The organism is Jiella endophytica, assembly GCF_004519335.1.
In the GTDB taxonomy this organism is placed as follows: Bacteria; Pseudomonadota; Alphaproteobacteria; order Rhizobiales; family Rhizobiaceae; genus Jiella; species Jiella endophytica.
The window spans coordinates 309,005-329,079 of record NZ_SOZD01000005.1; the positions used below are offsets into that span (position 1 = coordinate 309,005).

Annotated in this window: 18 protein-coding genes; 12 read left to right on the plus strand and 6 right to left on the minus strand. The window is 66.1% G+C overall.

What is annotated here, in order from left to right; all coding sequences use genetic code 11:
• Positions 1-135: 135 nt before the first annotated feature.
• From E3C22_RS17440 to E3C22_RS17450, 3 genes are all read left to right on the plus strand, one after another.
• On the plus strand, positions 136-786 hold the full coding sequence (locus E3C22_RS17440; protein WP_134759145.1) for an amino acid kinase family protein: 651 nt from the start codon (positions 136-138) through the stop codon (positions 784-786).
• A 73-nt stretch (positions 787-859) separates the two neighbouring features.
• A complete protein-coding gene (locus tag E3C22_RS17445; protein ID WP_134759147.1) occupies positions 860-2,287 on the plus strand; it encodes a DUF6513 domain-containing protein in 1,428 nt (475 codons plus the stop codon).
• A 4-nt stretch (positions 2,288-2,291) separates the two neighbouring features.
• Complete coding sequence (locus E3C22_RS17450) at positions 2,292-2,867, plus strand: DUF447 domain-containing protein (protein ID WP_134759149.1); 576 nt, start codon at positions 2,292-2,294, stop codon at positions 2,865-2,867.
• Positions 2,868-2,952: 85 nt separating this feature from the next.
• On the opposite strand, the gene E3C22_RS17455 is transcribed toward E3C22_RS17450, so the two are convergent.
• Entirely contained in the window at positions 2,953-3,606 is a 654-nt protein-coding gene (locus E3C22_RS17455; protein WP_134759151.1) for a hydrolase, read from the minus strand.
• A 150-nt stretch (positions 3,607-3,756) separates the two neighbouring features.
• Between E3C22_RS17455 and E3C22_RS17460 the strand changes: the two genes are divergently transcribed.
• From E3C22_RS17460 to E3C22_RS17475, 4 genes are all read left to right on the plus strand, one after another.
• The gene (locus tag E3C22_RS17460) at positions 3,757-4,686 is read left to right on the plus strand and encodes a LysR family transcriptional regulator (protein WP_134759153.1); all 930 of its coding nucleotides are present in this window, start codon (positions 3,757-3,759) and stop codon (positions 4,684-4,686) included.
• 238 nt (positions 4,687-4,924) lie between these two features.
• A complete protein-coding gene (locus tag E3C22_RS17465) occupies positions 4,925-5,464 on the plus strand; it encodes a 2Fe-2S iron-sulfur cluster-binding protein (RefSeq protein WP_167591575.1) in 540 nt (179 codons plus the stop codon).
• Positions 5,461-6,432 carry an FAD binding domain-containing protein gene (locus tag E3C22_RS17470; RefSeq protein ID WP_134759157.1) on the plus strand — a complete coding sequence of 324 codons (972 nt, stop codon included), beginning with the start codon at positions 5,461-5,463 and terminating at the stop codon, positions 6,430-6,432. The genes E3C22_RS17465 and E3C22_RS17470 overlap by 4 nt, the downstream gene beginning before the upstream one ends.
• A 4-nt stretch (positions 6,433-6,436) precedes the next feature.
• Entirely contained in the window at positions 6,437-8,665 is a 2,229-nt protein-coding gene (locus E3C22_RS17475) for a xanthine dehydrogenase family protein molybdopterin-binding subunit (RefSeq protein ID WP_134759159.1), read from the plus strand.
• Between the two features lie 329 nt (positions 8,666-8,994).
• Here the strand turns inward: E3C22_RS17475 and E3C22_RS17480 are convergent, their stop codons facing one another.
• Together E3C22_RS17480 and odc2 are read right to left on the minus strand one after the other, a co-directional pair.
• Positions 8,995-9,582, minus strand: coding sequence for a GNAT family N-acetyltransferase (locus tag E3C22_RS17480; protein WP_245514688.1), 588 nt, complete (start codon positions 9,580-9,582; stop codon positions 8,995-8,997).
• Positions 9,583-9,764: 182 nt separating this feature from the next.
• Positions 9,765-10,898 carry an ornithine/lysine decarboxylase gene (gene odc2 / locus E3C22_RS17485; protein ID WP_134759163.1) on the minus strand — a complete coding sequence of 378 codons (1,134 nt, stop codon included), beginning with the start codon at positions 10,896-10,898 and terminating at the stop codon, positions 9,765-9,767.
• A gap of 527 nt (positions 10,899-11,425) precedes the next feature.
• Here odc2 and E3C22_RS17490 point away from each other — a divergent pair.
• From E3C22_RS17490 to E3C22_RS17510, 5 genes are all read left to right on the plus strand, one after another.
• Positions 11,426-12,391, plus strand: coding sequence for a LysR family transcriptional regulator (locus tag E3C22_RS17490; protein WP_134759165.1), 966 nt, complete (start codon positions 11,426-11,428; stop codon positions 12,389-12,391).
• Positions 12,392-12,614: 223 nt separating this feature from the next.
• Entirely contained in the window at positions 12,615-13,022 is a 408-nt protein-coding gene (locus E3C22_RS17495) for a DM13 domain-containing protein (protein WP_167591576.1), read from the plus strand.
• 163 nt (positions 13,023-13,185) lie between these two features.
• The gene (locus tag E3C22_RS17500) at positions 13,186-13,701 is read left to right on the plus strand and encodes a L,D-transpeptidase (protein ID WP_134759169.1); all 516 of its coding nucleotides are present in this window, start codon (positions 13,186-13,188) and stop codon (positions 13,699-13,701) included.
• A 196-nt stretch (positions 13,702-13,897) separates the two neighbouring features.
• A complete protein-coding gene (locus E3C22_RS17505; RefSeq protein WP_245514689.1) occupies positions 13,898-14,572 on the plus strand; it encodes a DUF1007 family protein in 675 nt (224 codons plus the stop codon).
• 104 nt (positions 14,573-14,676) lie between these two features.
• Positions 14,677-15,753: a nickel/cobalt transporter gene (locus E3C22_RS17510; protein ID WP_167591577.1), complete on the plus strand. Its 1,077-nt coding sequence runs from the start codon at positions 14,677-14,679 to the stop codon at positions 15,751-15,753.
• A 47-nt stretch (positions 15,754-15,800) separates the two neighbouring features.
• Here the strand turns inward: E3C22_RS17510 and E3C22_RS17515 are convergent, their stop codons facing one another.
• The 3 genes from E3C22_RS17515 to E3C22_RS17525 form a co-directional block, all read right to left on the minus strand.
• The gene (locus tag E3C22_RS17515) at positions 15,801-17,081 is read right to left on the minus strand and encodes a multidrug effflux MFS transporter (RefSeq protein WP_245514690.1); all 1,281 of its coding nucleotides are present in this window, start codon (positions 17,079-17,081) and stop codon (positions 15,801-15,803) included.
• 309 nt (positions 17,082-17,390) lie between these two features.
• Complete coding sequence (grxD, locus tag E3C22_RS17520; RefSeq protein WP_134759176.1) at positions 17,391-17,738, minus strand: Grx4 family monothiol glutaredoxin; 348 nt, start codon at positions 17,736-17,738, stop codon at positions 17,391-17,393.
• A 223-nt stretch (positions 17,739-17,961) separates the two neighbouring features.
• Positions 17,962-20,055, minus strand: coding sequence for an acyltransferase family protein (locus tag E3C22_RS17525; protein ID WP_134759178.1), 2,094 nt, complete (start codon positions 20,053-20,055; stop codon positions 17,962-17,964).
• Positions 20,056-20,075 lie beyond the last annotated feature (20 nt).

Consider the following 20,075-nt stretch of genomic DNA (forward strand, 5'->3'; position numbering starts at 1 on the left):
TCGCTCTCTCGACGAAACGCTCGGCGCGTCCATTTGACTCGGCAATCGGCCCGCAGAGGCCGGCCAAAAAGCGGGGCAATTGCGCCGGTTTCGGCGCCTTCGCCCGGGAAACGCCAGAAAACGGGGCAGGGCACCATGGGAAAACGTCAGCAACTTCTTGTCGTCAAGCTCGGCGGCAGTTCGGCTTCGTCGCCGGATCTCTACCGCTGGGTGAAAGCGCTCGAACAGGCGAAGATCCCGATGGTCGTCGTCCCCGGCGGCGGGCCCTTCGCCAACACCGTCCGGCGCTACCAGCCGAAGCTCGGCTTCGACGACCGCGCCGCCCACGAGATGGCGATCCTCGGAATGGAGCAGTTCGGCCTGGCGCTGATCAGCCTGTCGAGCCGGATGGTCCGGGCGCGCGACCGCGAGGACATCGAGACGGCGATCGAGGCCGGGCGCATTCCGGTCTGGCTGCCCCGCGACGTGGCGCTGACCGCCCCCGACATCGCCCAGGACTGGAGCGTCACCTCCGATTCGCTCGCCGCCTGGCTGGCCCGCCGGCTATCGGCCCGGTATCTCTGCCTGATCAAGCAGCTCGACGTTCCGGAAGGTGCCGACGTTGATGCGCTGGTCGGCGCCAAGATCGTCGACGACACCTTCGCCGAGTATCTCGGCCCGCTGTCGACGGTTTATGTCGCCGGACCGGGGGACGTCGCCACGGCCGGCTTGCGGCTCGCCGACGGCAAGGTGCCGGGCCATCCGCTCTCGCGCCAGGGCATCGAACTGGTCGTCGCCGCCGAGTGACGGCCGCGCCGGTGACGCCCTCTTCCCGTGCGGGAGGCTTTTCAACCGCGCGGGAATGACCGACATAGCCGGGATGGCGACACCGCGACTTCTCTTCCTGACAGGGCATCTCGCCCGCCCGCGCCTCGAGCGGATCCTCTCCGGCCTCGAGGCGACGGATTTCGCCTGGGCGATCGCCGACATCGGCGTGAAGGTCGCGGCGCTCGCCACCGGCGACATCATCGAGCGGCGGCTGCAGCGGCCGGTCGAGGCCGACCGCGTCATCCTGCCGGGGCGTTGCCGGGCCGATCTCGACCGGCTCGAGGCCTCCTTCGGCGTGCCCTTCCTTCGCGGCCCTGACGAGCTGGCCGACCTGCCGGCCTTTCTCGGCAGGAAGGGCGGACCGCCGGATCTTTCGCGCCATTCGATGCGGATCTTCGCCGAGATCGTCGATGCGACCGCCCATCCGGTCGAGAGGATCCTGGTCCGGGCGGAAAAGATGCGCGACGAGGGCGCCGACGTCATCGATCTCGGCTGCCTGCCGGACACGCCATTCCCGCATCTTGAAGCGACGATCGCCGCGCTGAAGGCGGCCGGCCACCTGGTCAGCGTCGATTCCGCCGATCCGGATGAGCTCGCCCGGGCGACGCGGGCCGGCGCCGACTATCTCCTCAGCCTGACCGAGGACACTCTGGATATCGCCCGGGAGGGCGACGCCGTGCCCGTCGTCGTGCCGGCGACGCCGCACGACCTCAACTCGCTCGACCGTGCGATCGAGAAGGCTGCTGCGATGGGGATCGACGTCATCGCCGATTCGATTCTCGATCCGATCCATTTCGGCTTTTCGGCCTCGCTGGCGCGCTATCACGAGCTGCGCCGCCGCCATCCGGACATCGCCATCCTGATGGGCACCGGCAATCTCACCGAGCTGACGGACGCCGATACCTCCGGCATCACCGCGACGCTGCTCGGCATCTGCTCGGAACTTGCGATCGACAATCTTCTCGTCGTCCATGTCAGCCCGCATACCCGCCGGACGATCTCCGAGCACGACGCCGCCCGGCGCATGTTCTTTGCGGCGCGGCAGGACAACGCTTTGCCGCGCGGCTATTCGAACACGCTGCTGCAGGCCCATGACGTGAAGCCCTTCGCCGTGACGCCAGACGAACTTGCCGAGATGGCCGCGACGATCCGCGACAGGAACTACCGGATCGAGACGGCCGAGGACGGCATCCACCTCTATAATCGCGACATCCACGAGGTTGCGACCGACGCCTTCGAGCTGTTTCCGCATATCGAGGTGGACGGCGACACCGGCCATGCCTTCTATCTCGGGGCGGAACTCCAGAAGGCCGAGATCGCCTTCAGGCTCGGCAAGCGCTATGCCCAGGACACGGCCCTCGACTTCGGCGTCGCGGCGCCTCGGGACGAGGAGGACCGCACCCGGCTGGAAGAGGCGGGCCATACGCTGAAGGCGAAGAAGAAGGGAACGCCGGCCGGGGACGGCGGCGAGGGGAGGTGAGGCCTTGGCCTATATTCGCGAAACGATCCTGACGACGATCTCCGAGGCGGGGGAGGTGCACATCGCGCCGCTCGGCATCATCCAGGAGAAGGACGGCTGGGTGATCGCGCCGTTCCGGCCGTCGACGACGCTTGCCAATATCGCGGCCAATGGCCTTGCCGTCGTCAATTACACCGACGAGGCGAAGATCTTCGCCGGCTGCCTGACCGACCGAAAGGACTGGCCGCTGGCGCTGATCGAGAACTGTCCGGTGCCCCGGCTCGACGCGGCGCTCGCCCACGATGTCCTGAAGGTCGAGAGCGTCACCGAGGACGAAACCCGCCCGCGCTATTTCTGCAAGGTAATCGGCTCCGGCCAGCACAGGCCCTTCACCGGCATGAACCGCGCCAAGGCCGCGGTGCTCGAGGCGGCGATTCTCGTCAGCCGGCTGAAGATGCTGCCGGCCGAAAAGATCGAGACCGAGATCGCCTATCTGAAGATTGCCATCGACAAGACCGCCGGCCCCGACGAGGAGACCGCCTTCTACTGGCTGCTCGAAAAGGTCATCGAGCATCTGGCGGAGGTCGAGGGGACGTCCTGACGACGGCGGATCCTGCTCGCCGACGAGGCAAGGACGAGGGCCGGCCACCCGCAAGCGAGCGACGCGGCCCCGCCATCCCGTCAGCTCAGCGCTCGCCCTTCGGTGCCGGGGTATTGAGCAGCTGCTGCTCCCAGACATAGGCGATGCCGCTGCCGGCAGCATGCTGCAGGAGCACCTCGGTGAACTTTCCGGCCTGTTCGACACGCGCCCAGTCGCGCTGCCACTCGGCCGCCACCGCCAGCCAGGTCATCATGTTGGCGCCGGCGCGGATCATGCGCTGGATGGCGACCTCGTGGGCTTCCAGCGAGACGCCGCCGGAGGCGTCGGTGACGACGGTGACGTCCCACCCTTCGCCGAGCGCCTGGATCGTCGGCATGGCGACGCAAACCTCGGTCCAGAGACCGGCGATGATCAGCTGCTTGCGGCCCGTTGCCGCGACTGCCTCCACCACCTTCCGGTCTTCCCAGGTGTTGATGAAGGTCCGGTCGATCACCTCCTGGTCCGGGAAGAGATCGGTGATCTGCGGAAAGATGACGCCGCCGCGATCGGCGAGGACGCTCGTCAGGATGGTCGGCACGCCATAGCTTCTGGCGGCCTTGGCGAGAGCGGTGGCATTGTTGACCACCGTCTGGGGGTCGTGGCTGTTCAGGTTGGTGAGCTGGAACGGCTGGTGATCGATCATCACGAGAACCGAATCCTCGGGGCGAAGAAGCGAAGCCAGGCCATTTCGGAAGGTCATTGCGACATCCTTTGCTGCCGCGGTGGCGGCACGGGGTTTCCAGGAGACATGCGTCGGCGACGCCGTTGCCTGGAGGCAAATTGCCGTTCCCCTTTTTGCCGCGATAGTGCCATGATGCGGCAAGCTGCGTCGCGGAATGAGGAACGCCGAATGGACACCGAAGACCTGCACACATTCGTCGCCGTGGCCGATGCCGGGGGCGTCTCGGCCGCGGCGCGCCGTCTCGGCATTTCCAAGTCGATCGTCAGCCGGCGGCTCTTCCGGCTCGAATCCGAACTCGGCGTCCAGCTCCTCGCCCGGACCACCCGCGGCGCCGCTTTGACGGAGGCCGGCGCGACCTTTCGGGACCATGCCGCCCGGGTGGGTGCCGAAATGGATCTGGCGCGGGAAAACATCCTGCCGACCGGCGATCTCCGTGGCCGGCTGCGGGTCGCCGTACCGCTCTCCTTCGGCCCGTCGCATTTCGCCCCGGTGCTGGCGGAAATGGCGAAGGACCATCCGCAGCTTCACATCCACACCTCGTACAGCGACCGCTTCGTCGATCTCATTGCCGAGGGGTTCGATTGCGCGATCCGGGTCGGCTATCTGCCGGACTCCAACATGATCGCGAGACGCGTCGGCCCGGTGTCCGGAAAGCTCGTCGCCAGTCCGGACTATATCGCGGCGCACGGAGCGCCCGAGACGCCGCAGGACCTCGTCACCCATCAGGCGCTGATGCAGGGGACGGAAGCCTGGCAGCTGATGGATGGCGACAGGATCATCACGGTGCAGCCGCAGGGACGCTTCAAGGCCGACAACGGCACGGCCCTCACCGCCGCGGCCGTGGCGGGGCTCGGCATCGGCTATCTTCCCGACTGCCTGACTCACGAGCATGTTTCGTCGGGCAAGCTCGTCCCTGTGATGACGCGCTATCCGCCGCCGCCGGCCGGCACCTATGTCGTCCGCCCGCCAGGCCAGCATCCCGCCCGGAAGATCAGGATCCTGACCGAGACGCTGATCGCCTATTTCGAGCGCAATCCGGAACTCTGGGGCCGCGAGAACCGAGAAGAGAAAGGCCACAGACGAACACGCAACGCGTGACGGGCCGGTTGCCGCTTTGCGCGGGCATGGCTGCAGCAGTCCGCGCTTGGGGCAGGATTACAGTGCCGGGAGACAGCCGCGGCGGATCCACCTCGGTCGCTGGAACGGCGCCGCCGCGACCCGATCACTACAACCTGACTGAACACTTCGTCACCCCCACTCGAAACCATCGCCCGATGCCCTCGTTAAGGGACGGATTTCGAACCGTTCCAATCAGGGTCCCATCTCGGGAGCCTCGATGAAGCGAAACCGAAGGGCGAAACGTTCGATGAAGCTGAAGATCAACGGGGTCGAGCATGAGCTCGACATCGATATGCGCACCTCGCTGCTCGACGCCTGCCGCGACCATCTGGGCCTCACCGGCTCGAAGAAGGGTTGCGACCATGGCCAGTGCGGCGCCTGCACCATGCTGGTGAACGGCCGGCGCATCAATTCCTGCCTCACCCTCGCCGTCATGCACGAAGGCGACGAGATCACCACCATCGAGGGCATCGGCGAGCCGGGCAATCTGCATCCGATGCAGGAGGCCTTCCTCCACCATGACGGATTCCAGTGCGGCTACTGCACGCCGGGCCAGATCGTTTCGGCCGTCGGCATGCTCGGCGAGGTGGCCGACGGCTGGCCGAGCCACGCAAGCGCCGACGTCAAGGCTGGCGCGGCTCTGTCCGGCGACGAGATACGCGAGCGTATGAGCGGCAATCTCTGCCGCTGCTCGGCCTATCCGAACATCGTCGACGCCATCGAAACCGCCAGCGCCAAGATGAAGGAGAACGCATGAGACCGTTCGACTACGCCCGGGCGGGCAACGTCGCCGAGGCAGGCCAGATGGCCGGGCGCTTCATTGCCGGCGGCACCAATCTGCTCGACCTGATGAAGCTCGAAGTGGAGACGCCGGACAAGCTCGTCGACATCACCCGTCTGCCGCTGCGGGGTATCGAGGAGACCGATGATGGCGGGCTGCGTATCGGCGCTCTCGTCAGCAATGCCGACCTCGCCGCCGATCCGCGCATCCGCCGCGACTACGAAGTGCTCTCGCGGGCGCTGCTCGCCGGCGCATCGGGCCAGTTGCGCAACAAGGCGACGACCGGCGGCAACCTCCTGCAGCGCACCCGCTGCAGCTATTTCTACGAGCCATCCCAGCCCTGCAACAAGCGCGAGCCGGGCTCCGGCTGCGGAGCGATCGGCGGCTTTAATCGCATCCATGCGGTCCTCGGCACCTCGGACAAGTGTATCGCGACGCATCCCTCTGACATGGCCGTGGCGATGCGGGCGCTCGACGCCGTCGTCGAGACGCAGAAGGTCGACGGATCGACCCGGGCGATTGCGCTCGGCGAGTTCTACCGGCTGCCGGGCGATACGCCCGAGATCGAAAACGTCCTCGAACAGGGCGAGCTCATCACCGCCGTGCGTCTGCCGAAACCCTTTGCCGGCCAGCATCGCTACCGCAAGGTCCGCGATCGCGCGTCCTACGCCTTCGCGCTGGTCTCGGTCGCCGCGGTGGTGCGGATGGACGGCGGCAAAATCGCCGAGGCCCGGCTTGCCTTTGGCGGGCTCGCGCACATGCCATGGCGCGACGAGACCGTGGAAAAGGCGCTGATCGGACAGGAGCCGGCAATGGCGAATTTCGACAAGGCCGCCGACATCCTCCTCGCCGAGGCCAAGGGCCAGGGCGAGAACGACTTCAAGATCCCGCTCGCGCGGCGCACGCTGAAAGCCGTGCTCGCCGACGCCACCAAGGGAGCCTAACGCCATGAACAAGCACGTGATGAACGAAGCGATCGGCGAGACCCGCCTCGATCGCGGCACGCAAGGGGTGATCGGCCAGGGCGTCGATCGCTATGAGGGAAAGCTCAAGGTCTCGGGCAAGGCGCCCTATGCCTATGAGCATCTGATCGGCGAAAAGGTCGCCTATGGCTTCGTCGTGCCGGGCCCCATCGGTAGGGCCAGGGTGAAGTCGATCGACACCGCGAAGGCCAGGGCGATGCCCGGCGTTCTCGCCGTCGTCACCGGCGACGCGATCATGCACTCCTCGGCGCAGCCGATGGGGCCCGACGTGCCGGCAATGAAGGGCGAGATCTTCCACTACAACCAGCCGGTGGCTCTCGTCGTCGCCGAGACGTTTGAGACGGCGCGCCATGCCTCGCATCTCGTCGAGGTCGACTACGAGCCGCTCGAGGGCCACTACGAAATGGAGGGCCGGCGGGAGACCGGCCGGGCCAGCGACGGCGGGCCGATGGCGGCGGACACCAAGCGGGGCGATTTCGAAAAGGCCTTCGCCGCGTCCGAGGTGCAGTTCGACCGCACCTACACGACGCCCTCCTATCACGCGGCGGCAATGGAACCGCACGCCTCCGTCGCCAAATGGGATGGCGACCAGCTGACGGTCTGGTCGTCCTGCCAACTGCTTGACCTCAACGTCAAGCAGATCGCCAACGGCGTCGGCGTCGACGCCTCGAAGGTGCGGCTGCTCAGCCCCTATATCGGCGGCGGCTTCGGCTCCAAGCTCGGCATCGGTCCGGATGCGGTCCTCGCGGCGCTCGGCGCCCGTGAGGTGGGCCGGCCGGTGAAACTGGCCTTGACCCGGCAGAACGTCTTCCAGGCGACCTCGCGCCGCGGCGAGACGATCCAGCGGGTCCGCATCGGCGCGACGAAGGACGGCCGGATCACCTGCTTTGCCCATGAGACCGATACGCCGAATGCCGAAGGCGAGGGGTTCTTCGAGCCGTCCGGCATCTCGACGGTGTTCCTCTATCCGGGCGACGACCGGCTGGTCACCCACCGCGTCGTCACCACCGATGTCCTGACGACCTCGGCGGTGCGAGCGCCCGGCGAGGCGACGGGCATGCTCGCCACCGAAAGCGCGCTCGACGAGCTGGCCGAGCAGTTCGGCATCGATCCGATTGCCTTCCGCAAGCTGAACGAGCCTGAGAAGGATCCGCAGGAGGACGTGCCGTTCTCCTCCCGCCGGCTGCTCGAATGCATCGACGAGGGCGCCAGGCGCTTCGGCTGGGCGGACCGTCCTTCGAAGCCGGCGACGCGTCGTGAGGGCGAATGGCTGGTCGGCTACGGCATGGCTTCGGCAAGCCGCGCCAATTCGCTGATGGCGTCTTCCGCCGAGATCGAGATGAGTGCTGACGGACGGGCGACGGTGAAGACGTCGATGACCGACATCGGCACCGGCACCTACACCATCCTGCAGCAGATCGCCGCCGAGATGCTCGGCCTGCCGCTGGACCGGGTGGACGTTCTTCTCGGTGACACCTCGCTGCCGGCATCGTCGGGTTCCGGTGGATCCTGGGGCGCCAACTCGGCCGGTTCCTCCGTCTTCGTCGCGGCCGAAGCGATCGTCGAGGAATTTGCCAGGCGTCTCGATGTCGACGCCAGCACCCTGACCTTGAAGGACGGTCACGCGATCGCCGGTAACCGCCAGATCCCGTTCTCGGAGATCCTCAAACGCGAGACGCTGACGGTCACCGGCAAGATCGAACCGGGCGACACGTCGGACAACACCAACCAGGCGAGCTATGGCGCGCATTTCGCCGAGGTCGCGGTCAACGTCACCACCGGCGAGACCCGCGTCCGGCGGCTGCTGACCGTCGGCACGGCCGGGCGCATCCTCAACATGAAGACAGCAACGTCCCAGTGCTATGGCGGTCAGATCTGGGGCATCGGCTACGCGCTCGAAGAGGAACTGGTGGTTGACCCACGCAGCGGGCTGATCGTCAATCACGATCTCGCCGAATATCACGTGCCGGTGCATGCCGACGTGCCGAAGCTCGACGTGGTGCTTCTCGAGGATCGCGACCCCTATGCCAGCCCGCTCGCCGGCAAGGGGATCGGCGAACTCGCCATCGCCGGTGTCGGCGCGGCGATCAACAATGCGGTCTACAATGCCACCGGGATCAGGGTCTACGACTACCCGATCACCATGGACAAGCTCTTGCCGCGTCTGCCGGAGGAGGTCGGCGCAGCGGCGTAAACGCCGGCAAGGTATAGTCGCACGAAAATTGAGCGGAACGGCCGGCCAACGATAACCGGCCGTTCTCATTTTTCTAAAGAACGCAGACCGGCCTTGATCTGAATACCGGAAGGGCAGGGTCAGATGCCCGACTACCTCAGGCCAACTCGACAAATGGCTCAATGGTCAGGGCAAGTTGCTCTCTTGCATCCTTGGCGAGGGGCAGTATGGGTCGGGGCGGTTCTGCTCTACCGAGACCGAGCATCTCGAAAAGCGCGTACATCGCCCGGAGACTTGCTTCAGGATCATGCATCGAGGATGCGTTGGTTTCGACCCTGTCGGTGACGGCGTCAGGCGGCTAGGCCGAGCGGCTCCTCCATCGCGAACCGACCCGTCGGCGCGACGACGCCCTTAGCGCCGTCCAGGGCGCCCTCGACCAGTTCCAGCGCCAGGAGCCGCCGCTGCTCGAACGGGCCGGGCATGGCGAGCCTTGCGGTCCGAGCCGCGGTGAACCCGAAGCGGGCATAATATTCCGGATCGCCGACGAGGATGATGGCGCCATGGCCGAGCCTTGCGGCTTCGGCGATCGCCTGGCGCATCAGAAGGCCGCCGAGCCCGGTGCCCTGGCTTTCCGGCGAAACCGCGAGGGGGCCGAGGAGGAGGGCAGGGACGTCGCGTCCGTTTCGGGTACCGGCCGAAATGTTCCACAGCCGGACGGTGCCGGCGAGCGAGCCGTCCGGGCGCACGGCGGAGAAGGCGAGGCCTTCGGCCGGCAGCCGGCCGGCGCGGATCGCCTCAGAGGACTTGCGGGTGCGGCCGGGCCCCATCGCGGCGTCGAGCAGAGCCTCGCGGGCCGAGACATGGGTTGCGGCTTCTTCGACGATGGCGATGAAGGGAACGGCGTTTGCAAAGGCGGATGCGGAGACGAATGCGGTCACGAAAACCTCCCGAACCATGAAAAAGGAGGTTGAAGACTTGCGTGCCGGTCGGCGCGCGGGCGGATCACCCGGCGCCTCGCCCCCGATCAACTGTCAGATCGGGGGCGTGTTCTGCCGGGTCTAGACGGGCCTTCGTCGCCCGTCCCTTCGTCGTTGGGATATGCTTCGCGTCACAGCCATCCTCAGATCACGTAGGACCTGAGCGGCTCGAAGCCGTTGAAGGCCACCGAGGCGTAGGTCGTGGTGTAGGCGCCGGTGCCGTCGATCAGCAGCTCGTCGCCGACGGTCAAGGAGACGGGCAGCGGGTAGGGCGTCTTCTCGTACATCACGTCGGCCGAGTCGCAGGTCGGGCCGGCGAGCACGCAGGGCTCCGTCGCCTCGCCGTCGCGGTGGCTGAGGATCGGATAGCGGATCGCCTCGTCCATCGTCTCGGCGAGACCGCCGAACTTGCCGATGTCGAGGAACACCCAGCGGTTCTCGTCCGCCTTCGACTTCTTCGAGACGAGGACGACCTCGGTCTTGATGACGCCGGCGTCGCCGACCATGCCGCGGCCGGGCTCGATGATCGTCTCCGGCAGCTGGTTGCCGAAATGCTTGGTGAGGCTCTGGAAGATCGCCTGACCGTAGGCAGAAGCCGCCGGCACGTCCTTCAGGTAGCGGGTCGGGAAGCCGCCGCCCATGTTGACGAGGGTCAGCACGATGCCCTTTTCGGCCAGCGCGTCGAAGACGAACTTGGCATCCGCGATCGCCGAGTCCCAGGCTTCCGTATTGGTCTGCTGCGAGCCGACATGGAAGGAGACGCCGGTCGCCTTCAGGCCGAGGCGGGCGGCCTCGGTGAGGACGTCGACGGCCATCGCAGGCACGCAGCCGAACTTGCGCGACAGCGGCCATTCGGCGCCCTCGCCATTGGTCAGGACGCGGCAGAACACGCGGGCGCCGGGCGCCGAGCGGGCGATCTTCTCGACCTCTTCGGTGCAGTCGACGGCAAAGAGCGAGACGCCGAGCTCGTGGGCACGGGCGACGTCGCGCTCCTTCTTGATGGTGTTGCCATAGGAGATGCGCGAGGGCGTCACGCCGGCATCGAGCGCCATCTCGATCTCGGCGACCGAGGCGCAGTCGAAGTTCGAGCCGAGCGAGGCGAGGAGCTTCAGGATCTCGGGCGCCGGATTGGCCTTGACGGCGTAGAAGATCGCCGAGTCCGGCAGCGCCCGGCGGAAGGCACGGAAATTGTCCTCGACGATGTCGAGATCGACGACGAGGCAGGGGCCGTCGGGACGTCGGGTGGCGAGGAAATCGATGATGCGCTGCGTGACCATGGGAGCCTCCGAGGGACCAGGAATGGGTCGACAGGGAGCGTGCGCAACCGCGCGCCCGAACGGCGACAACGCCGACCGGGAGAGACAGTTTCGCGACGCGACTTCATCGGAAACCCGCGCAAGACAACGCGAGCATTCCGGCTTCGTCTGCCATGGTTTGGAGGGCTTGAACCCGCCGCACTTCAGGCAAGGATGGTGTGCCTCTTCAGTATTCCCGGCTGTGGAGACCGGGAGAGACCAGAAAGGCCCGGACCGTCGTTGCTTCAAGGCGTCCTCGATATCGCGCGGCTCGCGAAATCGACTGGGTGTGTTACGTCCAGGTACCGTCACGGCTACCCTCGCATCTGAGGACCGTGGGACGCCCACAGGCACGTGCGACATGGGGCAAGTCGCGATCTATGCCGAGTTGCCGTCATACGCAAGACCCAATGTCCCCCACGGTTGATTTTTCATCCAAGCCGTTGAAGGAAGGGGAAAGGCTGCGGCAGCGCAGCCACAACGGGTCAGGTTGGAGCAAGCTCGAAGCCATGGATACACTGACCAGGATGCGCGCCTTTCTCGCCGTCATTGAGAGCGAGGGCTTTTCCGCCGCGGCTCGCAAGACCGGGCGTTCGAAGGCGCTGCTGTCGAAATATGTCCGCGAGCTGGAGGACGAGCTCGGCGTCCTTCTGATCAACCGCACCACCCGGCAGATCGCCCTGACGGCCGCCGGCGAGGTCTATGTGCGCCGCGCCGGGACGATTCTCTCCGATCTCGAAAGTTTGAACGAGGAGGCGCGCGAGGCGACCGGCGAGGCGAAGGGCCGCATTCGCGTCTCCGCCGCGCGTACCTTCGGCGACGCCGAACTCGGCCACTGCCTGGTCGATTTCGCCAAGGCCTATCCGGACATCAGCCTCGACATCCATCTCGACGACAATTTCGTCAATCTGGTCGAAGAGGGCTTCGACGTCGCAATCCGCATGACGCGGCTCAACGATTCGGCGATGATCGCCCGCCGGCTCGCCTCCCTCGACTTCGTCATCGTCGCCAGCCCGGAATTCCTCGAGCGCACCGGCCGGCCGACGCATCCGGGCGAGATCGTCAACTATCCCGCCGTCATCGATTCCAATTCGCGGCTGTTTTCCAACTGGATGTTCCGCGATCCGGAAACCCAGGAGCAGATTTCCGTCGCGGTCTCCGGCCAGTTCACCGCCAACAGCCCGGTGACGGTGCGCGCGGCGGCGCTCGCGGGCCTCGGCTTCGCGCTGTCGCCGTCCTTCGTCGTCCGCGACGATCTGGAGAGCGGCCGGCTGATCACGGTCCTCGACGAATACATGTCGAGCGAGGCTGGGATCTATGCGGTGTTTCCGCATCGTCGCCACTTGCCGGCGAGGGTTCGCGTCTTCGTCGACTTTCTCGCCGAATGGTTCAAGAAGTGCGGCCGGCAGAAATCCCTCGAAGCGGTGCACAGGCCCGGCAATTCCGGCACGGCGCAGGCCGACCGGGTGGCCTGAGCGCCCGCCGGGTCCCGATCGGGCGAGGTGGGCAGGAGGTGACAAACTTGCCCGGCCGGCCCGGCCGGTCAGCCCCTGTGGCGCGCCCCGTCTGGCGTGAGACGGCGATGCGCGACCTGCGACCGGCCTGATGGCGACTGCAAAAATCTTCGTGACGCCGGTTTCAATTCGGGCGGAACATGCGAAGCTTACCCTGGGGCATGAAAGCTCGAGGAGTGAGATCGTGACCGTCTCCACCCCATCCGCCGCCGCGCGAGGCGCCGCGATGCTTTTCGCCGTGATCCTTTGCGGTGCAGCGCCGGCGGGATCTGCCGCCGCGAAGACGCTGAAATCCGGCGACTTCACCGGTGCCAGCGGTCACGACGTCTCGGGCAGCGTCCGCATCGAGGAGACCGGCGGCAAGGCCGTCTTGCAGTTCAGTTCCGACTTCGCGTTCGACGGGGCGCCGGATCCCAAGGTCGCCTTCGGCAGGGGCGGCTACGATCCGAAATCGCTGCTCGGGCCGCTGAAGTCGGATGCCGGCGCGCAGAATTACGCGATCCCGGCGGGCCTCGACGTTTCCGGCTACAACGAGGTCTGGATCTGGTGCGAGGAGTTCGCGGTACCGCTGGGCATGGCGAGGATCAAATAGCATGCGGCCGTCCTTGGTGATCCGTCACCCGCCCGCATCACCGGTTCGTCAAAAGCGCTCCTGCTACCGGCAGGCGATTGATTGCCTTGCGCAATCATGGCCCAATCCCGGCAGAGACACGCCCTTAACGGGGCATTCAGACATCCCGTGCCACGGTCCTGCCATGCGTCGCTTTCTCGCCTTTGCCGTTCTCGCCGCCGCTCTTTCGACGGCAGCCGCCGCGCCCGCGCTCGCCAGAGGCGCCGGGCCGCAGGACACCGTCTTCGAGGCTGCGGGGGATCCCGGGACGATCGTCATCCGCACCTCCGAGCGCAAGCTCTATCTTCTCACCGGAAACGGCCGGGCCCTGCAATACGACATCGCCGTCGGCAAGCCGAGTGAGCAGTGGTTCGGCAAGAGCTGGGTGTCGATGAAGCGCCCGCATCCGACCTGGACGCCGACTCCGGACATGCGCGCCAAGAAGCCGAGCCTGCCGCGCTCGGTCGGCCCCGGCCCGAAGAACCCGCTCGGCGAGCGGGCGATGAATCTCGGCTGGACGTCCTACCGTATCCACGGCACCAACTCGCCGCGCTCCATCGGCTCAGCCGCCTCGTCGGGCTGCTTCCGGATGCGCAATGCCGACGTCAAGGACCTTTACGAACGCGTCCATGTCGGCGCGCAGGTCTTCGTCGAGCGATAGAGGCCGAGCGTCGGAGGCAGCGCTCGTCCGAAGCGGCGCGCGTCTCCGTCTCGCCACCGAATCCCCCGTCCTCCCGGGCCGACGACGCAAGCTTGCGAAAATGCAGCGGCGCGATTGTCATGCTCGCGCGGCCGATTCAAACTTCGGCCACTCTTCTCGGCTTTTGCAGGGCCTTGAAGCGGTAGGGGGAGTGGCGGTGGGGTCTCGTGTCCTCGGATGTCTGGTCGGCTTTGGCAGCCTGCTCGGTCTGCCAGCGGCGGCTTTCGCCCATCCGCATGTCTTCGTCGAGCCGCATGTCGAAATCGTCGGCAATGCTGCGGGCGAGTTCACCGCCCTGCGCAATGTCTGGCGGATGGACGAACTCTTCTCCTCCTCGGTGGTCGTCGATTTCGACAAGAACGCCAATGGCTCCCTCGATCCGGACGAGCTCGACGCCGTCGGCGAGACGGTGCGCCAGTCGATCGCCGAATGGGGCTTCTATACATTTGCGGAGGTGGACGGCCGCGACGTCAAGCTGACGCCGCCGGACAAGATCCATACGCTGTTCGAGGACGGCCAGCTGATCTTCTTCTTCGAGATGCCGGTGAAGGAGCCAGTGGATCTCACCCGCAGCCCGGTCAAGGTATCGAATTTCGACGACAGCTTCTTCGTCGCCTTCGATTTCAAGAGCGCCGACGATTTCCAGCTGATCGACCTTCCCGCCACCTGCCGCAAGAGCCTGCACGTGCCGGACGAGGACGAGGCGGCGAAGAACTGGATGAACATGATCGCCGGGATCGGCGCGGACGAAGAGGTGCCGCAGGACCAGGCCAATGTCTATGCCGACGTGCTGGCCACCCGGCTGGAGGTCTCATGCGCGCGGCCGAGCTGATCGCGGGCGCCCTCCGGCGCTCTCTGGCACGGCCTAACGGCGGCGTTCCGCGTCCGCCGAAGCGGGCCATTGTCCGCCAGGGCGTGGTGCTTCGCGCAGCGAATATGGCCTTTGCGCTCGTGGCGGTGGCCGCTTTGTTCTGGCTGGAGACGTCGCCGGCGCTCGCCCGATCGTCGATCGGCATCGGCACCTCCGATGCCGTCACGGCGCCCGGCAACGGCCTCTTCTCGGCACTCTTCATCGAGATCGCCGCAAGACAGCGGGAGTTCTTCTCGGCGCTGCGCGAGGCGCTCGTCGGGCTGAAGCGCGGCGACGGGGCGCTGTTCTTTCTAGCAGGGCTGTCCTTTGCCTACGGGATCTTCCACGCCGCGGGCCCCGGCCACGGCAAGGCGGTGATCTCGTCCTATCTCCTGGCCAGCCGGGCCCAGCTGCGGCGCGGCGTGGCGCTCGCCTTCGCCTCGTCGCTGATGCAGGCGGCGACGGCGATCCTGGTGGTCGGCGCCGGCTGGTATCTCCTGCGCGGCACCGGCATCTCGATGACCGACGCGACGGACTGGCTGGAGATCGCTTCCTACGTCCTCGTCACCGTATTCGGCCTGGTGCTGCTCGCACGCGCCTTGACGAAGCTCTGGCGGCGATTTCGGCCGGTCGCCGGTTTCGGCGGGCCGCTGGCCCGCTTCTCGAGATCCGGGGGTGCCGGTGCGATGGGCGGCCTGGCCTTTGCCGCGCCGTCCCAAGCGACCGCCCGGTCGATGCCGGCGGCTGAGGCGCTCTCCGCAGGCAGGGTCTGCGCAGAGGCGGACGAGGATTGCGGCTGCGGACGGTCGCATATCGCCGATCCGGCGCGGCTGCGCCAGCCGCTGACCTTGCGCACGGCCGTTGCCGTCGTCGCGGCGATCGGCCTTCGCCCCTGCGCGGGAGCAATCGTCGTCCTGACCTTCGCGCTGCTCAACGAGCTCTATCTCGGCGGTCTCGTCTCCGTCTTCGCCATGGCGATCGGCACGGCGGTGACCGTCTCAGCGCTGGCGTGCCTGGCGGTGCTAGGCCGGGGCGCTGTCGAGCGGGCCGGCCGGCATGCCCACCGCGCCGCCGCTGCCGTGATGCTGCTGGAGATTGCCGGCGCGGCCCTTCTGACGCTGGTCGGGATCGGCCTTCTCGGCGGTGCGATCACGACCCTTTGAAGCGTCATGCGTCCGACTGGACGCACGACCACGGCTTCGGCGAAACCCTATTCCGCGGCGCTTGGCTTGGCTTCCTCGGGATGCGGCGTGGTGACGGCGTCGTATTTGGCGTCGAACAGCCGGCCCTCGGCGAGATAGACGCAGAGGATCGACAGGATCGACAGGACGATGAAGCCGCAGAGCAGCGGGATCAGCGTGCCGTCGTAGAAATAGCCGATGACCGCGCCGATGATGCCGCCGCCGAAGGTCTGCATGAAGCCGAGCACCGCCGAGGCGGTGCCGGCGACATGACCGAGCGGGTCCATGGCAAGGGCGTTGAAATTGGTGCCGATGAAGCCGAACAGGCAGAAATTGAACGTCATCACCGGGATGAAGAACCACAGCGGTGCCTGCCCGCCGCAGAAATAGGCGACGGCGAGATGCAGCGCCGCCGTGGCCATGAAGCCGATCAGGGCGCCGTGGGACAGCCGCCGCATGCCAAAGGTTTCGACGAGGCGGGAATTCAGGAACGAGGCCACAGCCATGAAGATCGCCGTCGCCGAGAATGCCAGCGTGAAATAGGGGCCGAGACCGTAGGACTGGGTGTAGATCTGCTCCGCCTGGTTGATGAAGCCGAACAGCACGCCGAAGATCGTCGCCGTGGAGATCGTGTAGCCGAAGGCGATGCGGTTGGTGAGCACGATGCGGAACGCCTCCGCCACCCGCTTGCCGGTGAGCTCACGGCGATTCTCCGGTGCCAGCGTCTCGGGAAGCCTGAGCGCCGCCCAGATGCCGACGCCGGCGCCGAACACCGCGACGAGGATGAAGATCTCCCGCCAGCTGCCGAACAGCATGATTCCCTGGCCGATATTCGGCGCCACCACCGGGATCGCCATGAACACCATCATCACCAGCGACATCACGCTCGCCATCCGGCGGCCGCCGAAACAGTCGCGCACCACCGAGATGGCGATCACCCGGGTCGCCGAAGCGCCGAAGCCCTGGATCGCCCGCAGCGCCAGGAGCATGGTGAAGGAGGTCGAGAAGGTGCCGAAGCCGGCGGCGATGACATAGATGGCGATGCCGACGAGCAGCACACGCCGCCGTCCGAAACGGTCGCTGACCGGGCCGTAGAGGATCTGGCCGGCGCCGAAGCCGAGCAGATAGGCGGTGATGACGAACTGGCGGCGGTTCGAATCGGAGACTTCGAGCGCCGTGCCGATGTCCTGCAGGGCGGGAATGAAGATGTCGATCGCCGCGGCGTTCATCGCCATCATGCAGGCAACGAGCAGCACGAGCTCCCAATAGGGCATTCCGTGCGTGTCCATCTTCTGTGCTGGCACTGCCATGTGGACCTCAATCAACGACTGCGAAGCGCCGAACGCCACGCCCGGCCCGGTGTCGGGCTGCGGCAGTGGTCGGGCGCTTTGTGAATGGATGTTTCCTGAAGAAACGAAATGAAGGCAGCCGAACCCTTATCAGGTCGGCCGGCCGATACAAAAGTCTAATTTCGCACTGCAGCAATACGCAGTGTTCAACGCTTGGCGGCCGGCGATTGCCGGCTGCCTCATCGGTAAGGGGCCTGCAAGGCCCTGGGAATGCTGGCTGCGACCTCGGCCGACGGCGTGTCGGCCGTCAGCCGCGAGGACCTGCCGGAATCAGCCGTTCGCCGCCGCCGGCTCACCGGTCTTGATGCCGTTCTCCTCGAAGAAACCCTTCAACTCGCCGGCCTGGAACATCTCGCGCAGGATGTCGCAGCCGCCGACGAACTCGCCCTTGACGTAGAGCTGCGGGATCGTCGGCCACTCGGAATATTCCTTGATCCCCTGACGGAGGTCGTCGGAGGTCAGGACGTTGATGCCCTTATAGTCGACGCCGAGGTAGTCGAGGATCTGAACGACCTGGCCGGAGAACCCGCATTGCGGGAAGGGCGGCGTGCCCTTCATGAAGAGGATCACGTCGTTGGACTTCACCTCGTTGTCGATCCACTCGTTGATGCCGCTCATGCTATCGTCCTTTTCGTGTTTCCTGCTGCAGGCAGGGCCCGGTTCGAAACTCCCGTAACCGGCTGTCTGGCCGAATGCCTGCGCTGTGATCCGTCAGCCTCGCTTGCAAGCGAAGCAAGGACGGCTGTTCCCGTCGATAGATAGCATCCGTGCTGCCGGAATTGAAGGATGGCGGTAATCGCCTGCGCGGGATCACCCGGTGCGACCGAATTTGTCAGTGACTTCACTGCCCCTTCGATGAGGCGGAGAAGCCGTCGCCCCCAGCGGTCCATGGTCCCGCCTCTTTCGCACTCATCAACTGCCTGACGAACTTTTGGAAACGCGGACTGCGGGCAATGATACCTTCGCCGCAACGGCTGAGATGATCGCCATCCATGTAAATGAAACAGTTCCCTTCGATGGGATCTTGCGGGATCGCGAAGACACTGGAGAACGGGACATACTGAATTCCCGGATAGCTGGAGGCAATCTGCCGGACCATTCGCTCGATCTCGAAGAAGATGCGGGGCGAGGCAGGATTGATCGTCAGCGGCTCACCGAGGAAGGCGACGGCAAGTGGCCGGCGACGGAACTCTGGGAAGGGACCGACCCAGACAAGGCGCTGATTGTGCTCTGCAGAGAGTTGCTCGAGATAAGCAGCGGCCGTACGGACGAGATCGGGACGCAAGGTGTATCGGCCGCCTTCGAACGCCGCCTCTGGCGACAGCTTACCCGCGTTGTCGGCGACGAAATAAGAGCCTGACTGATGAAACAGGACCGTGCCCAGCCGCGAATCGTAGCGATCGAGAAACCGCTCAAAAGCTGCAAGGTCACAGCGTGAGCCGCGCGGCGGGCGGCATCCGGGCAACACTGCGCCGATGACGAAGGGGGCGATGTCGCTGCGGGCGACGGCGTTGTAGATATTCATTGCGTGGCTGTCGCCGAACACGACTATCGGCGGTGGATTGTGCCCGAAACAATCCCGAACCCGTTTGCCCAGAAGTTCGGCCATCTGTTGAATCCAGATCCGGCAGGCGCCATCGTCGAACATTGTGCCAATGAAGTCGGGTGCAACGCTTTTCGAGACGATCTCGTATCGGTCTGTGGCCTCGGGGGGCAGCCGATATCGCGCGAGGACGTCACGATAGCCGCCATTCGCCATTCCGGTCGCGCCGAGGGCGATGAAGACCGTGGCGGCCGTCGCCGCGAGGCGGAAGATCGCCGATCGACCGATGAGGTTTCTGCTGCGAAACGGTTGCTCGATGAACCGCCAGCTGAGGACCGCGAGTGCGAGGCTGGCGACGGCGAGAAGCGCCATCACCCGTTGCGCAGGCTCTCCATTCGCGGCGATCCGGGCGAAAGCAAAGAGCGGCTGGTGCCAGAGATAGGCGCTGTAGGAGATCAGCCCGATGCCGACCAGCGGCCGCGCCGAAAGCAGGCGGTGGACGATCGTGCCCGGCGTCGCAGCCAGGATGACGAAGCCTGCGCCAAGTGTCGGAAAGAGCGCAGCGAGGCCGGGAAACGGCGTCTCGGCGTCGTAGAGGAAGATCGCCAGAACGATCAGGGCAACACCGGAAAGGCTGACGGCATTGCGGGTGCGCAGCGACGCCGGGAATTGCCGGCGCTTGAGGTAGAGAGCCGCGAAGACGCCGATGCCGAGTTCGAACGCTCTTGCCGGAAGCCAGTAGAAGCCGAAGGCCGGATCGAAATGGGCGGCCCATTCGGAGATCGCCAGGCTGACGACGAAGCAGGCGATCAGCACGGGCAGGAGGAACCGGCGGCCGAAGCGCCAGACAAGCGCCAGAAACGGCGGAAAGAGGATGTAGTACTGTTCCTCGACGGCGAGGCTCCACGTGTGGAGCAGCGGCTTCAGCTCGCCGGCCGTGTCGAAATAGCCGCTTTCCTGCCAGAAGCGGATGTTCGACCAGAAGGTCGCGACGGAGAGAACGCTCTTCGAATAGCGCTCGATTTCCCCCGGGTCCATCGTCAGCGCCGCCGCGACGCTCGAGACGGCCAGCACCGCGAACAGCGCCGGCAGGATGCGTCGAGCCCGCCGTTCCCAGAAGCCGACCAGGCTGAAGCGCCCGGCTTCCATCTCGTCGAGCAGGATGCCGGTGATCAGGTAGCCGCTGATGACGAAGAAGACGTCGACCCCGACGAAGCCGCCGGAAAAGCCGGCGAAGCCCGCATGGAACAGAATGACCGGCAGAACCGCGACGGCGCGAAGGCCGTCGATCTCGGGGCGGTAGTGCATGGTGCGCGCCGGGCGTAGCGACGCCGCCGAGTGGGGTCGGCACGGCCGCAGTGTTCGCTCAGGCTCGGCCGGGCCGGAATGCATTCACAGGATCTCGCTGGTTG

Excerpts from the sequence above, each read along its gene's own strand:
- E3C22_RS17515 (WP_245514690.1), bottom strand. The coding sequence starts at position 17,081 with ATGGCAGTGCCAGCACAGAAGATGGACACGCACGGAATGCCCTATTGG.
- odc2 (WP_134759163.1), bottom strand. The coding sequence starts at position 10,898 with ATGGTCACGCAGCGCATCATCGATTTCCTCGCCACCCGACGTCCCGAC.
- E3C22_RS17470 (WP_134759157.1), top strand. The coding sequence starts at position 5,461 with ATGAGACCGTTCGACTACGCCCGGGCGGGCAACGTCGCCGAGGCAGGC.
- grxD (WP_134759176.1), bottom strand. The coding sequence starts at position 17,738 with ATGAGCGGCATCAACGAGTGGATCGACAACGAGGTGAAGTCCAACGAC.
- E3C22_RS17445 (WP_134759147.1), top strand. The coding sequence starts at position 860 with ATGGCGACACCGCGACTTCTCTTCCTGACAGGGCATCTCGCCCGCCCG.
- E3C22_RS17455 (WP_134759151.1), bottom strand. The coding sequence starts at position 3,606 with ATGACCTTCCGAAATGGCCTGGCTTCGCTTCTTCGCCCCGAGGATTCG.
- E3C22_RS17490 (WP_134759165.1), top strand. The coding sequence starts at position 11,426 with ATGGATACACTGACCAGGATGCGCGCCTTTCTCGCCGTCATTGAGAGC.
- E3C22_RS17460 (WP_134759153.1), top strand. The coding sequence starts at position 3,757 with ATGGACACCGAAGACCTGCACACATTCGTCGCCGTGGCCGATGCCGGG.
- E3C22_RS17510 (WP_167591577.1), top strand. The coding sequence starts at position 14,677 with ATGGCCTTTGCGCTCGTGGCGGTGGCCGCTTTGTTCTGGCTGGAGACG.
- E3C22_RS17475 (WP_134759159.1), top strand. The coding sequence starts at position 6,437 with ATGAACAAGCACGTGATGAACGAAGCGATCGGCGAGACCCGCCTCGAT.
- E3C22_RS17440 (WP_134759145.1), top strand. The coding sequence starts at position 136 with ATGGGAAAACGTCAGCAACTTCTTGTCGTCAAGCTCGGCGGCAGTTCG.
- E3C22_RS17500 (WP_134759169.1), top strand. The coding sequence starts at position 13,186 with ATGCGTCGCTTTCTCGCCTTTGCCGTTCTCGCCGCCGCTCTTTCGACG.
- E3C22_RS17525 (WP_134759178.1), bottom strand. The coding sequence starts at position 20,055 with ATGCATTCCGGCCCGGCCGAGCCTGAGCGAACACTGCGGCCGTGCCGA.
- E3C22_RS17465 (WP_167591575.1), top strand. The coding sequence starts at position 4,925 with ATGAAGCGAAACCGAAGGGCGAAACGTTCGATGAAGCTGAAGATCAAC.